General features: G+C 62.6%; 14 protein-coding genes. 4 read left to right on the top strand and 10 right to left on the bottom strand.

Annotation, left to right across the window (positions count from 1 at the left end):
- Positions 1–7: 7 nt before the first annotated feature.
- Complete coding sequence (locus H8A92_RS05825; RefSeq protein ID WP_229194889.1) at positions 8–745, bottom strand: ABC transporter ATP-binding protein; 738 nt, start codon at positions 743–745, stop codon at positions 8–10.
- Between the two features lie 2 nt (positions 746–747).
- The gene (locus H8A92_RS05820) at positions 748–1,860 is read right to left on the bottom strand and encodes an MlaE family ABC transporter permease (RefSeq protein WP_229194888.1); all 1,113 of its coding nucleotides are present in this window, start codon (positions 1,858–1,860) and stop codon (positions 748–750) included.
- 182 nt (positions 1,861–2,042) lie between these two features.
- On the opposite strand from H8A92_RS05820, the gene H8A92_RS05815 reads away from it, so the two are divergent.
- The gene (locus H8A92_RS05815) at positions 2,043–2,453 is read left to right on the top strand and encodes a hypothetical protein (RefSeq protein ID WP_229194887.1); all 411 of its coding nucleotides are present in this window, start codon (positions 2,043–2,045) and stop codon (positions 2,451–2,453) included.
- Here the strand turns inward: H8A92_RS05815 and H8A92_RS05810 are convergent.
- From H8A92_RS05810 to H8A92_RS05800, 3 genes are all read right to left on the bottom strand, one after another.
- A complete protein-coding gene (locus tag H8A92_RS05810; protein ID WP_229194886.1) occupies positions 2,440–5,193 on the bottom strand; it encodes a bifunctional acetate--CoA ligase family protein/GNAT family N-acetyltransferase in 2,754 nt (917 codons plus the stop codon). The two genes, H8A92_RS05815 and H8A92_RS05810, sit on opposite strands and share 14 nt — an antisense overlap.
- On the bottom strand, positions 5,175–5,651 hold the full coding sequence (locus H8A92_RS05805; RefSeq protein WP_229194885.1) for a CBS domain-containing protein: 477 nt from the start codon (positions 5,649–5,651) through the stop codon (positions 5,175–5,177). The genes H8A92_RS05810 and H8A92_RS05805 overlap by 19 nt, the downstream gene beginning before the upstream one ends.
- Positions 5,652–5,725: 74 nt before the next feature.
- Positions 5,726–6,199, bottom strand: a complete 474-nt coding sequence (locus tag H8A92_RS05800; RefSeq protein ID WP_229194884.1) for an Hsp20/alpha crystallin family protein — start codon at positions 6,197–6,199, stop codon at positions 5,726–5,728.
- 133 nt (positions 6,200–6,332) lie between these two features.
- Here H8A92_RS05800 and H8A92_RS05795 point away from each other — a divergent pair, with 133 nt between their 5' ends.
- From H8A92_RS05795 to H8A92_RS05785, 3 genes are read left to right on the top strand one after another with little or no spacing between them, the layout of a single operon-like run.
- Positions 6,333–7,316: a zinc-dependent alcohol dehydrogenase family protein gene (locus tag H8A92_RS05795; RefSeq protein ID WP_229194883.1), complete on the top strand. Its 984-nt coding sequence runs from the start codon at positions 6,333–6,335 to the stop codon at positions 7,314–7,316.
- Complete coding sequence (locus H8A92_RS05790; RefSeq protein WP_229194882.1) at positions 7,313–8,869, top strand: bifunctional aminoglycoside phosphotransferase/ATP-binding protein; 1,557 nt, start codon at positions 7,313–7,315, stop codon at positions 8,867–8,869. Before H8A92_RS05795 ends, H8A92_RS05790 begins: the two co-directional genes overlap by 4 nt.
- 54 nt (positions 8,870–8,923) lie before the next feature.
- On the top strand, positions 8,924–9,178 hold the full coding sequence (locus H8A92_RS05785) for a hypothetical protein (protein ID WP_229194881.1): 255 nt from the start codon (positions 8,924–8,926) through the stop codon (positions 9,176–9,178).
- 300 nt (positions 9,179–9,478) lie between these two features.
- Here the strand turns inward: H8A92_RS05785 and H8A92_RS05780 are convergent, their stop codons facing one another.
- From H8A92_RS05780 to phbB, 5 genes are read right to left on the bottom strand one after another with little or no spacing between them, the layout of a single operon-like run.
- On the bottom strand, positions 9,479–9,682 hold the full coding sequence (locus H8A92_RS05780) for a hypothetical protein (protein ID WP_163162097.1): 204 nt from the start codon (positions 9,680–9,682) through the stop codon (positions 9,479–9,481).
- 52 nt (positions 9,683–9,734) lie between these two features.
- A complete protein-coding gene (locus H8A92_RS05775) occupies positions 9,735–11,543 on the bottom strand; it encodes a PHA/PHB synthase family protein (protein ID WP_229194880.1) in 1,809 nt (602 codons plus the stop codon).
- On the bottom strand, positions 11,540–11,929 hold the full coding sequence (locus H8A92_RS05770) for a hypothetical protein (protein WP_229194879.1): 390 nt from the start codon (positions 11,927–11,929) through the stop codon (positions 11,540–11,542). The genes H8A92_RS05775 and H8A92_RS05770 overlap by 4 nt, the downstream gene beginning before the upstream one ends.
- Positions 11,926–12,411: a CBS domain-containing protein gene (locus tag H8A92_RS05765; protein ID WP_229194878.1), complete on the bottom strand. Its 486-nt coding sequence runs from the start codon at positions 12,409–12,411 to the stop codon at positions 11,926–11,928. Before H8A92_RS05765 ends, H8A92_RS05770 begins: the two co-directional genes overlap by 4 nt.
- 9 nt (positions 12,412–12,420) lie before the next feature.
- Positions 12,421–13,146 carry an acetoacetyl-CoA reductase gene (gene phbB / locus H8A92_RS05760; protein WP_229194877.1) on the bottom strand — a complete coding sequence of 242 codons (726 nt, stop codon included), beginning with the start codon at positions 13,144–13,146 and terminating at the stop codon, positions 12,421–12,423.
- Between the last annotated feature and the right edge of the window lie 21 nt (positions 13,147–13,167).

The following is a 13,167-nucleotide window of genomic DNA, read 5'->3' as shown; positions in this document are numbered from 1 at the left end:
CTCTTGCCTAGTTGCCGAGGCCCAGCTTCTGCGCCCGGGCGCCATGAAAGTAAGCCTGGACCCAAGGATGATCGGACTTGAGCACCGACGACAGCCGCCCGATTGCCGCGATCCTGCCGTCGGCGAGCGCGGCGACCCGGTCGCAGATGGCCTGCAGGCTGTTCAGATCGTGCGTCACCATGAATACGGTGAAGCGCAGCGTCCGGTGCAGCGTCCGGATCAAGGCGTCGAATTCGCCCGCGGCGATGGGATCGAGACCCGAGGTCGGCTCATCAAGAAACAGGAGCGACGGGTCGAGCGCCAGTGCCCGCGCGAGCGCAACCCGCTTGGTCATGCCGCCCGAGAGCTCCGACGGATACTTGTCACCGTCTTCGCGCGTCAGGCCGACCATCTCGAGCTTCGCGTCGGCAATTTCGTCGAGCAGTCCTGGCGACAGGCGCGCGCACTCGCGCAGCGGAAACTGGATGTTCTGGCGGGCCGTCAAGGCCGAGAACAGCGCTCCCTGCTGAAACAGGACGCCCCAGCGGCGTTCGTCATCGCTATCGCCCGCGAAATCGATCTGCCCGCTCCGCTTCGGAAGAAGGCCGACCAATGTCCGCATCAGCACCGACTTTCCGCCCCCCGACGCGCCCACGAGGCCGAGAATTTCGCCCTCGTTCACGTCGAGATCGAGATGATCGAGGATGATCTTCTCGCCGAATCCGACCACGAGGTCGCGGATATGGATCGCAGACGTATCGGCCATGGTTACATCCCGATCGAAGCGAAGAAAACCGCGAACAATCCGTCGAGCACGATCACGAGGAAGATCGATTTCACGACCGACGCCGTCGTCTGCTGTCCTAGCGACTCCGCGCTGCCCTTGACGCTCAATCCCTCCACGGCCGCGACAAGCCCGATCACGAGTGCCATGAATGGCGCCTTGATGATGCCGACCTCGAAATGAGTGACTGAAACCGCGTCATGAAGGCGTGCGATGAAAATCGCCGGGCTCATGCCGCCATAAAGCCAGGCAATGAGCCCGCCGCCATAGAGCGCAGCGAGCGAGCCGAGAAAGGCGAGGATCGGCAGCGCCACCACCAGCGCCAGGATCCGAGGCAGGATCAGCACCGCGACAGGATCAAGCCCCATGGTGCTGAGCGCGTCGATCTCCTCGCGCATCTTCATTGCGCCGATCTCGGCCGTATAGGCGCTGCCCGATCGTCCGGCCACCATGATGGCCACGATCAGCACACCAATCTCGCGCAACACCAGAATGCCGACCATGTCGACGACATAGGATTCCGCGCCGAAGCGGCGAAAATGGAAGATGCCCTGCTGGGCAATAATGGCACCGATCAGGAACGTGATCAGCGCCATGATCGGCACCGCTTGCCAGCCGACCCGGCCGAGCTGGTAGACGGTCGACGTCAATCGGAACGATCGCGGATGCCTCAGAATGCCAAGCAGCGCTGCGCTGAAGGCGCCGAGCATATGCAGGAATGCCGCCGAATCAGACGCCAGCCGCCTGCTGCTGCGGCCGAGTTGATCGAGCCTCTGCAGCACGGCGTTGACCGATCTGCGTTCGATGGGGCCGGCCCGATTCAGTCCTCGCACCTCTTCGAGCAGGTCGCCATACGGGCCATCGGCACCAGTGAGGGCTGCTCTGGTCGCGCCACCGCGGGCGAGCCGCTCAAGCAGCCAAGCCCCGACCGTATCGAGCGCGGTGACACGGCGCAGATCGATTGACCCGATTTGGGCGCCGGCCGCACGCTCGCAGAGCCGCTCCAGCAGCTCGACGTTGGAAACGTTCCAGGCCCCGCGTGCAGTAAGCGCCCGCGGGTCTTCCGTATCTGCCGTCAATGCCGGTGCGTTGAGCAAGGAACCAACTCCAAATTCGCCGGTCGAGCATAGGACGCTCCGCACCCGACGTGTTTGACCCAACGCAATTGGCTTCAACGCGCGCCCCGGAACGTTCTTGACCCAAATCAACGCCCCGATGAGCAACGAGCCTACGTTCTTTTATCCGGCCCGGAGCACCGGGTGCACTCAGGGAGAGTTCGATGAACCGCGCCGCCTTCAAACCTCTGCAAAACACGTCCTTGCCGCACTCGTTCAAGCACGTTCGGCTCGAACGTGCGCGCGAACACGGTCACCCCGAGGGCGCGTCCGCGATCAGCTATATTATCGTCGCCCCGTTCGATACGGCTTCACGGATCGATGTCGAGACCTGGAGAGCGCATCGCGAGGCCTGCCGCGTCGTTCGCCAACGGCCGGACGAGGACGATCAGCTCGGCCATCTCGTGCATGGTCCAGCCGACAGCTGGCGCCTCCACTATGACGTCGCCGGCTCGGCTGCCGATGAAGCGGGGCATCATTTCGGCAACGAGCGCTTCCAACTCGGCGAATACGTCTCCGTCCATGAGGCCGATGGTATGCATCCCTACCGTGTCGTTGCCGTCACGCCGCTGTGATCCGTCCGCGTCGGATCAGGATATCGACGCCCAAGGCATCCGCCACCGGAAGGGAGAGGTCGAGGACGACATTGACGATCCTGTGGTCGGTCGGTTCCGTGGCTGCGGTGAACCCGATCTCATGGCACATGGACAGCATGGTAGTGTTCTCGGCCAGTACTTCACCAGACAGCCGCTTCAGCCCTTCCGACTTCGCATAATGGATCAGGAGCTGCATCAGCGCCCATCCAAGTCCCTTACCCTTAAGGTCGGACTGCAACAGGATAGCATACTCGGCATTCTCATAGAGCGAGTCCGAATGAAGCTGGACCGCTCCAACCATAGCACCCGTGCGTGGATCCAGCGCCGCAAAGGCCATCGCACGCGCGTAGTCGAGTTGGGTCAGCCGCGCAATAAACGCGTGAGAGAAATTCTTCATCGCCTGAAAGAAGCGAAGCCTGAGATCCTCTGCGGTCACTCGCTTGAAGAAGCTCTCGACCATGGGCTCATCTTCCGGCCGCAACGGCCGCACCACGACGCGCGAGCCGTCCCTTAGGTCAAGTTCACACTCCCACTGCGACGGGTAGGGCCGCACCGCAAGACGCGTCTGGCCCGCAAACAGCCGCGCCGGCGTGCGGACCGCCACCCGCGCGTCAAGCGCCAGCACGCCGGTTTCATCCGCCAGCAGCGGATTGATGTCGAGCTCTGCGACTTCCGGAATATCGGCCGCCATCTGTGCCAGCTTGACGAGGGTGAGCGGTACGACGTCTTCCGAAACGGCGGGTACGTCGCGGTAGGCGGCAAGCAGCCGCGAGACCCGCGTGCGCCCCACGAGGTCGCGCGCCAGGTTCATGTCGAGGGGTGGCAGTGCCAACGCCTTGTCGTCGATCACCTCGACCGCGGTCCCGCCGCGGCCAAACACGATCACCGGTCCGAAAGTCGGATCGTCGGCAATGCCGAGGATCAGCTCACGCGCCGCCCGCCGCTCGATCATCGGCTGGATCGTCACGCCCTGCAGGGTGGCATCCGGGCGCGCGGCACGAGCACGCGCCAGCACCGTCCTGGCTGCTTGGGCGACGCTTTCGCGAGACCGTAAACCGAGAATGACACCGCCGATGTCCGACTTATGCCTGATGTCGCGAGAGAACAGCTTCACCGCCACCGCGAGCCCTTGCGCCAGGAACGGCTCGGCCTTGTCCACGGCTTCGTCGGCGTCGCGAGCGACAACGGTCGGAACGATCGGGATGTCGTAAGCCTCAAACAGCGCGACGATCTCGACCGGGTCGAGCCATTCCCGTCCCTCGGACAGCGCGTTCGCGATCATGTTCCGCGCTGCCGGCGTCCGCCGCGCAAACGTCGAGGCGCTGCCGGGCGGCGTTGCGGCCAACGCGATGGAGGCATCGCGGTATCTCACCAGATACATGAAGGCGCGCACGGCATCATCCTCGGTCGGGAAATGCGGGACGCGCGCCCGCTCGAAGGTCGCCGCGGTGCGCGCGTCGGCACCATCCCAGGACGCAAGCACCAGCGCGGCTACCTCGCTTTTCCTGGCTCGGCGGTCGCCGACACACCGCGTGACCGCTTCGGCGATCCCTTCGGTCGGCGCAACAGCCGTTTCCACGTTCATGACCAGCACAGCGTCGCTGTTGGCGTCCTCAAGAAGCGCGTCGAGTGCGGACACATAGCGAGCAGCGTCGGCATCGCCGGAAATATCGACGGGGTTGGCGCGAGACCAGCCTTGCGGCAGAACCCGATCGAGTGCCGCAATCGTCTCCGTCGTCAAGCTTGCAGGAACGCCGCCGAGTTCAACGAGCCGGTCGATCGCGAGGATGCCGAGCCCGCCGCCATTGGTCAGGATCGACAGGCGGTTGCCGCGCGGAACGAAGCCGCGGCCAAGCAATTCGGCGCAATCGAACAATTCGCGGAGGTCGTACACGCGCAGCATGCCGGCCCGGCGGAACGCCGCGTCATAGACCGCGTCCGAACCGGCAAGCGCACCCGTATGGGTGGCTGCGGCCTTGGCTCCTTGCGCCACCCGGCCCGCTTTCACGACAATCAGGGGCTTGAGTCGCGCCGCGGCGCGTGCGGCAGACATGAACTTGCGCGCGTCCTTGACGGCCTCAATGTAGAGCAGGATCGCTTTGGTGTGGTCATCTTGCGCGAAATAGTCGAGCAGATCGGCGACATCGACGTCGAGCTGGTCTCCGATCGACACGATGCCGGAGAAGCCTAGGCGCCGCTCTGCCGCCCATTCGATCATCGCGGCAGCGACGGCCCCGGACTGCGAGATCAGGGCAAGACGCCCTTCGCCAGGCTGATGCGCGGCAAAGCTTGCGTTGAGCTTCGCGCGCGGCACCATGACGCCAAGACAGTTCGGCCCGATCAGGCGCATGCCGTGCCGGCGCGCCGTCTGCGCGACCGTCTCGGCCAGCGAGCCAGCACCATGCCCGAGGCCGGCGGACAGGATCACCGCACCGGCGACACCGACCGAGGCAGCGTCCGAGATGATTCCGGGAATCGCCGTCGCAGGCGCCGTAATCGCGATCAGATCCGGAACAAATGGAAGTGACTTGATATCCGGGGACGTAATCTCGCCGTCGATCGCGGTGTAGTTCGGATTGACCACGGCGATACGGCCGGAAAAGCCGCACGCCTTGAGGTTCATGAGCACCGCCAGGCCGAGCGACGACGGACGCGAACTGCCCCCGACAAGCGCGATCGCTCGAGGCGAAAGAACCCGCTCTAGACCAAACGTAGACATCGGACAGTCTCGCAGGGAACGAGCGATGGCGCCTGCCGCTTCGTGCAGCGCGCCAGAGCCCGCATGACATCCTCGCGAGCAATAATCCCGATCAAGTGGTGATATCTATCAATCACGGGCAGGCTCTTGAGCCGATGTGCGACCATCAGCTGCAGAACGCGCTGCAAGTTTGTATCCGGCTCGACCGAAATCACATCGGACGACATGATCTCATCGACCGTCGTTCCCATGCGATCATCGTAACGTGGCAGCATGTGATCTGTCGGACAGGCGAACACCTTCAGGGCGTCCAGCTTCGTAACGAACCCGACCACGACATCGTCGCGGAGTACGGGATAGGCGTCATAGCCGTCTTTTGCAAAGAGCCGGTACAAGTCGCCGACGCTCATTTCGGGAGCGACGCTTCGTACCGACTTCGTCATATTGCTCGCGACGGTTTCTTGAAGAAACTCGTACATGGCCGATCCCCTTGATGAATGGCTGTATTCGCGGGCGCGTCGCTGCCTGACGGGCGACGCGCCCCGCGAGGCGGCTACGCCGCCGTCTTGATGTCGATCTGCCTGCTCTGCCTCGGCGCCGGCTTCTTGACGGTCACCTTGAGCACGCCCTTGGCGATCTCGGCGCTGACATCTTCCGCCTTGACGCCCTCGGGCAATGTAACGGACCGCGAGAACGCGCCGAAGCTGCGCTCGATCAGGTGATAGTCCTTGTCCTTCTCCTCGCGCTCGTTCTGCTTCTCGCCCCGGATCGTGAGCGTGTTGTCGGCGAGGTTGATCTGAACGTCCTTGGTCTCGAGGCCGGGCAGTTCGGCGGATATCTCGACGGTCTTGTCGGTCTCGCTGACGTCCATGCGCGGCATCGTCGCCTGCGGCGTGGCAAACGCAGGGAAATTACGACCGAATCCGTCGAACAGCCGGTCGATCTCCTGCTGCAGAAGCGTGAATGGATTGGTTTCTCGGCGCGCAAGAGCGCGCTCGGTTCCAACGGGGATCATGTCCTTGACCATCAGTACCTCCTGTTTGAATGTCGCTTGCGAAGCAAAGCTAGTCAGGAACGGCCACACCGCCGTTGACCAGGATCAAAACCGCGCCAATGTCATGTGATCAAAGGAGCGGACACCGACCCAAGCGAGTTCTGTCATGCACGCCATGATCCTGCCCGCGCGCGGCGCGCGGCTGCAATTTACCGAGCGGCCCGATCCGATTCCTGGCCCGGGCGAAGTGCGCGTCAAGATCAATGCGTGCGGCGTTTGCCGCACCGATCTGCATGTCGTCGACGGAGAGCTGCCAGACATCGCCTATCCGATCGTTCCCGGCCATGAGGTGGTTGGCCGTATCGACGCGATTGGCGACGGCGTCGACCACGCGCATCTCGGCACACGCGTCGGCGTTCCCTGGCTTGGATCGACTTGCGGGCATTGCCCCTACTGCCAAGAGGGCAAGGAAAACCTCTGCGACGCCCCCCTGTTCACCGGCTACACGCGAGACGGCGGCTTTGCCACCCACCTGGTGGCAGACGCGCGTTACTGCTTTCCGCTCGGTGAAGACGGCAAGGACGCGGAGCTGGCACCGCTGCTGTGCGCCGGCTTGATCGGCTGGCGCTCCCTGGTAATGGCTGGCAACGGTCATAAGCTCGGCATCTACGGTTTTGGCGCGGCTGGACATATCGTCGCGCAAGTGGCCCGCTGGCAAGGGCGCGATGTGTACGCTTTCACCCGCGCGGGCGACACCGACGCCCAGCGCCTGGCATTGTCGCTTGGCGCCTGCTGGGCGGGTGCTTCAGAAGATCGGCCGCCGGCCGAGCTTGATGCCGCGATCATCTATGCGCCGACCGGACCGCTTGTCCCGCTTGCGCTGCGTGCGCTGCGCAAAGGCGGACGCGTGGTCTGTGCCGGCATTCACATGTCGGACATACCGAGCTTTCCCTATGACATCCTTTGGGGTGAACGGCAGATCGTTTCCGTTGCCAACTTGACGCGACAGGATGGCGTCGACTTTCTCAAGACAGCGGCAAGGGCTAGAATCCGGACGCACGTCACCGTTTTCCCCTTGGACCAGGCGAATGAAGCGCTTGCGCGCTTGCGGGATGGCAAGCTCGTCGGCGCAGCCGTCTTGAAGCCATGATGACGCCGGCATCATCAACCGAGGCTGTCACAGGCGAAACCGACCAGGCCGCCGTATTGTCCTTCCTGGGCGGATCTGGCCAGCCGAACGCACCGGTGAAGCGGATCGACACCCATTGTTCGATTGTCTTTCTCGAACCTTCGCGCGTCCTGAAGATCAAGCGAGCGGTCAAGCTGCCCTATCTCGACTTCTCGACATTGGAGAAGCGGCGGCGCGCTTGCGAGGATGAGATTACCGTCAACAAGCGCCACGCCCCTTCGATCTATCGCAGAGTGGTTCCGATCACGCGCGGGCGTGATGGGCTTGCGATCGGCGGAACTGGACCGGTCGTCGAATGGGCCGTCGAAATGGCCCGCTTCGACGAAAGCAAGACGCTCGATCATCTCGCCGAGCAGGATGCAATCCCGCCGGAGCTCGGCGAGAGACTGGCCGCCATCCTGCTCGAATCACATCGAGAACTGATCGGGGATGGGGCGCACTGGCTTCCGTCACTCCCGATCATCATCGATCGCAACACCGAGCAATTTCGCGCCGAATCAACTCTTTCCTGCAGGAAGATCGATGAACTGCACGAGTTGAGCCATCGATCGCTTGCCCGAAATCTCGAGCTCCTGCGCCTCCGCGTCGGAGCCGGGCAGCTCCGGCATTGTCACGGCGACGCGCATCTCGGCAACATCGTGCTGCTCGACGGCGAGCCCGTTCTGTTCGATGCGATCGAGTTCGACCCCGATATCGCGACGACCGACGTCCTCTACGACCTCGCGTTTCCACTGATGGACCTTCTATACTTCAGACGGGAGACCGTGGCCAACAGGCTGTTCAATAGCTACATGCAGACCGCCTGGGATGCGCAATCGGGGGCGTTGTCTTTGCTGCCACTGTTCCTATCAATGCGCGCAGCGATCCGGGCCAATGTGCTCTTCACCAAGGCACGGCAACACCAGCTCGATCACGCGATCACCGCCCACGCGAAGCGCTATTTCGAGCTTGCACGCCGGCTCATTGAACCGGGGCCGCCCCGCCTAATTGCAGTTGGCGGGAAGTCCGGTACCGGCAAGAGTGTGCTGGCGCGCGATATGGCGCATCTGATCGCGCCGCCCCCGGGCGCCCTCGTTCTGCGATCAGATGTCATTCGCAAGCAGCTCTATCACGTCGCCGAGCACGCCACGTTACCGCCGGAGACCTACACTCCCGAAGCGTCAGACGGCGTCTACCAGGCCATGCTCGATCGTGCCGTGCTCACATTAGGCCAGGGAGTTTCGGTAATACTCGATGCGGCCTTCCTGAAGCCGGGGGAGCGTGGTGCCGCGGAAGCCGTTGCTCGCGACGCAAAAGTTGACTTTCGCGGCATTTTCCTGACCGCCGGGCGCGCCACACGGCTGCACCGCGTGGCATCGCGGCAAAACGACGCGTCGGACGCGACGTCCGATGTAGTCCTGATCCAAGATGACATTGAAACCGGAATGATCGATTGGGATATTGTAGACGCTTCCGGTACGTCCTCTACCACGCTTGAACGGGCGAGCGGCACATCGCCTAAGGGAAACTCCTGAATTGGTCGATGTCGTCAGGTCTGGCAACATTCTCCCATTGACAGGAGGAGTTCCATGAAACGGCGATTAACCTTCGTCTTTGTCGGTAGTGCGATCCTCGCGGTCGCGCTCGCTCTGTTCTGCAATTGGTACTTTCCTGACCTGGTACCGCTTGCCTCGACCGAGCCGGCACCCACAAGCTGGCGGCTTGACGCCGCCTTTGCCGTCTCCACCCTCAGATGGACCGCGGCGTTTGTTGCTGCTGCATCTGCAATAGCCCTGATGTTCATGAACATCACCAAGGGTTCTACCGAGATCGAAAGACGATAGACGTTTCCATTTCGGACGCGTCGACGACGTCCGCCATCTGCTTTCCGAAGGCCGTCCCGAACAGCCGGCCCTCGGCTGGTGGATTGGTTCGTGCCGATGTCATTCCGAATTGGACCGACACGATCTACGCCGATTTAATCAAGCGGCAGACCAGCATCTGCACGCCGCGCGCTCCGACGTTTCAAGCTCTGCTGCATCACCGATCCAGCGCGTACGTCAAGTGCGATTGCAAGTATCATGGGTGGATAGCGCTGATACCAGCGCCACCAAGACGGACGGCCATCGACCGAACTCGAGCAGTCACGTTTGCCGCCACAAGCTCCAGATACTTCCGGCCAACAGGAGCGCGATCACCAGCAGGATCGCCACGAACATTTGCATGACGTCAAAGTTCAGAGAATCGCGCGCGACGAACAACGCGGTGATGGATCCCGCCAGTATGAAGAAAACGCGAAGGATCAGACTCATGGCTTCCTCGCTGCAACCTGGTGCACCGTTTTTCATCGTAGCGGCTCGCGGCGGAGATGATTTGCGACAGATCAAGCCGGCGCAACGTTCAATGCTGGAGGACATATTGTCCCGGCGCGTCCCCAAGCGGCGATCTCCCCTCGGGCGCGTGAACCGCCGACTGCGCGGGCACCCACTCACCGGAACGTGCCGTGAGGAAACGAACCCACTCAAGCCACCAGGATCCGTCGCGGCTCACCGCCTTGTGCAGCCACTCGGCGGGCCCGACATAGGGTTGATCCACCTTCTTCTCCAACAATTGGTAGCTGTGCCCCTCCTCCGACGGCGGAGCAACGATGCCGGCATTGTGACCACCGCTCGCCAGCACGAAGGCGATATCGGCATCCGTGAGCAAGTGAATCTTGTGAACAGAGCGCCAGGGCGCGACGTGATCGCGGACGGTACCCACCACAAACATGGGAACACGAAGGTCGGAAAGTGCCACCGGCTGCCCGTCCGCCAGATAGCGGCCTTCGGCAAGGTCGTTGTTGAGAAAAAGCTTGCGCAGATAGTCCGAATGCATCCTGTAGGGCATGCGGGTCGCATCCGCGTTCCATGACATCAGGTCACTTGGCGCGGCACGCTCGCCGATGAGATAGTCGCGGACCAGGCGCGACCAGATCATGTCGTTCGATCGCAGCAACTGGAACGCACCGGCCATCTGCGTCGCCTCGAGCACGCCGCTCTGCCGCATCATATCCTCCAGGAACGCAACCTGGCTTTCATTCATGAAGAGCGTCAGCTCGCCCGCATCGGTGAAATCGACCTGGGCCGCGAGCAGTGTCACCGAGCGCAGGGAGCCGGGCCGCTCCTTCTGCAGCCGAGCAGCAGCTATCGCGAGCAGGGTGCCGCCGAGGCAATAGCCCGCTGCATGGATTGCGCGTTCAGGCACAAGTTGATTGATCGCGTCGATCGCGGCGTCGATCCCCAGCTTGCGATAATCTTCGAGGCCAAGGTCGCGGTCAGCCGGCCCTGGATTCCGCCACGAGATCATGAACACGGTGAAGCCGCGCTCGACCAGAAACCGGACCAGCGAATTCTGCGGCGAGAGATCGAGGATGTAATACTTCATGATCCACGCCGGCACGATCAGCACCGGCTCGGGGCAAACGTCGGCTGTTGCGGGCGCGTACTGGATGAGCTCGATGAGCTCATTCCGGTAGACAACCTTGCCTTTGGTCACGGCAACGTCCTTCCCGACCACAAACGGAGCGGGGCCGGGTTGTTTGGCGGTCAACTGGTCCCTGCAATCCTCCAGCCAGTTATGCCAGCCCGATACGAAATTGCCGCCCCCCGAATCCATGGCCTCGCGCAGCACCTCGGGATTGCTGAACGCAAAGTTGGACGGGGCAACGACGTCGAGGCATTGCCGGATGGTGAAATCCACGACCGCTGCATTTGCTTTCGAGACGCCGTGCAGGCCGCTGGTCGCCGAATGCCACCATTGCTCCGCCAGCAGGAACCCCTGAGCCATGACGTTGAAGGCCGGCAACGTCCAATCCCGGCCGGCAAACCGGTTGTCACCTGGTTGAGGCTTGACCATGAACCAGGGTTGCCAGGCCGCGTGCGGCGTCGACACCATGCGCGCGAAACGCGACGCATCAGCAAGCGCACCCAAGCCCAGTTGAAGCCGTCTACCGGGTGAGGCCGCCAGATGGAGTTGCCAATCAGCGAAAGCGAGCGCAAGGCTCGCCGGTGAAAGCCCGCCGGTCCATCGAGCCATCGCCGCGTGAACGAGTTGGTCGAGCGATTCGGTACCCGTCAATGGCCCGCTTTCGGGCTGAACTGGTGCCCCGGCACCTGTCACATCGTCGTTGGCAGGACATGCGGGCTGGTCGAGAACTGCCTGGACTGTCATCGCTCGCCTCCGAGGTGGAATCGCTTCCGCCCCAGCGCCACGATCTCCGCGTCGGTCGGGTGATCGCTCGACTCAACATGCAAATTGAGGTCGGGCCGCTCCGCCCTGAGATACTGCGTCAGTTCGGCCTTCTCGATACCTGGACCGATGACGAGCAAGTCGCTGCAACGGCTCACGGCCTCGCCCACCCTGGCGAGAAAAGTAGCGTCGGCCTGGACGCGGCCATCGCCGATCGTGTTCGCCTTGTGATGCAGATGCTGCGACGCCAAATGCGCATGGACCGTTGTCATGCTGACGCCCGTCAATCCAATGCCGAAAACCCTCGCGACAAGGTGATCGATCCAGACGACGGCGTGCGCATGTGATTGCAGGGTCATCTCGCTCATGAAGTACCTCCGGTACTTTCTTTCTCTGCTTCTCTCAATCGGCACGCCAACGCCGCAAGCAGCTCCCTGCGGCTGACAATACCGACGACGATTCCGGCGCCGAGCACCGGAATCTGGGCGACATTGTAGATATCCATCTGCGCGACAACGTCCTCGATCGATGCCTCGGCATCAACGGTGATCGGCGAACCACTCATGAGCGAGCCGACCTGCTGCGTGCGCATGCGTTCGCGTTCGGGTGTATTCTCCGCAATGCCGAGCAGCGACTCCAGCCAGTTTCCGGACGGGGGACTGATGCCGAGCTCGTCACGGTGAAGGAAATCGCCCTCCGAAACCACGCCGACGAGGTCGCCGGCATCATCAATTACCGGCAGGCCGCGCTGATCGGTCTCAAGTAGCAGCTCGACGGCATAGAGCACAGTGGCGGTCGGTTTGATCGTCGCGAACGAACTGCGCATTACATCGGTTGCGAGCATGGTCATCGCTCCTCTTCAACACATGTGCTGGCCGCCATTGATCGACAGCGTCGACCCGGTGATGAACCCTGCTTCGTCGGCGGCAAGAAAGGTCACGGCACGGGCAATCTCTTCCGGCTGCCCCAGCCGCCCGACCGGGATCTGCGGCAGAATGGAGTTCTGCATGACATCTGCCGGCACCGCGGACAGCATCTCGGTATTGATATAGCCCGGACAGATCGCGTTCACCGTGATCCCAAATCGCGCGCTTTCAAGCGCGAGCGCGCGAGTGAAGCCGAGCTCGGCGGCCTTCGCGGCTGCATAATTCGTCTGGCCGATTTGACCCTTCTGCCCGTTGATCGACGAGATGTTGATGATCCGACCGAACTTGCGCGCCCGCATGCCGTCGATAAGGGCCCGACACATGTTGAATAGCGAATCGAGATCGGTTTGGATCACCGCGTCCCATTGCGGCTTCGTCATGCGATGCAGTGTGGCGTCGCGCACGATACCCGCGTTATTGACCAGGATGTCGATCGGGCCCAACGCCGCCTCCACCTCGCGAACGCCGGCTGCACAGGCCTGAAAGTTCGCGACATCCCACTGGAATACGGGAATTCCGGTCTGATCCTGAAACGACCACGCGGCGTCCACATTTCCGGCATAGCTGGCCGCCACCCGGCATCCGGCAGCAGCGAGGGCGCGCGCAATCGCTGCGCCAATTCCTCTGCTTCCACCCGTGACCAATGCAACGCGCGCCATGCCGGCCCTCCAAACTGGCCA

Origin of the sequence: Bradyrhizobium acaciae, from assembly GCF_020889785.1 — a bacterium.
GTDB classification, from domain to species: domain Bacteria; phylum Pseudomonadota; class Alphaproteobacteria; order Rhizobiales; family Xanthobacteraceae; genus Bradyrhizobium; species Bradyrhizobium acaciae.
The sequence above is the reverse complement of the archived record's forward strand: the minus strand, read 5'-3'. Positions and strand labels throughout refer to the sequence as shown.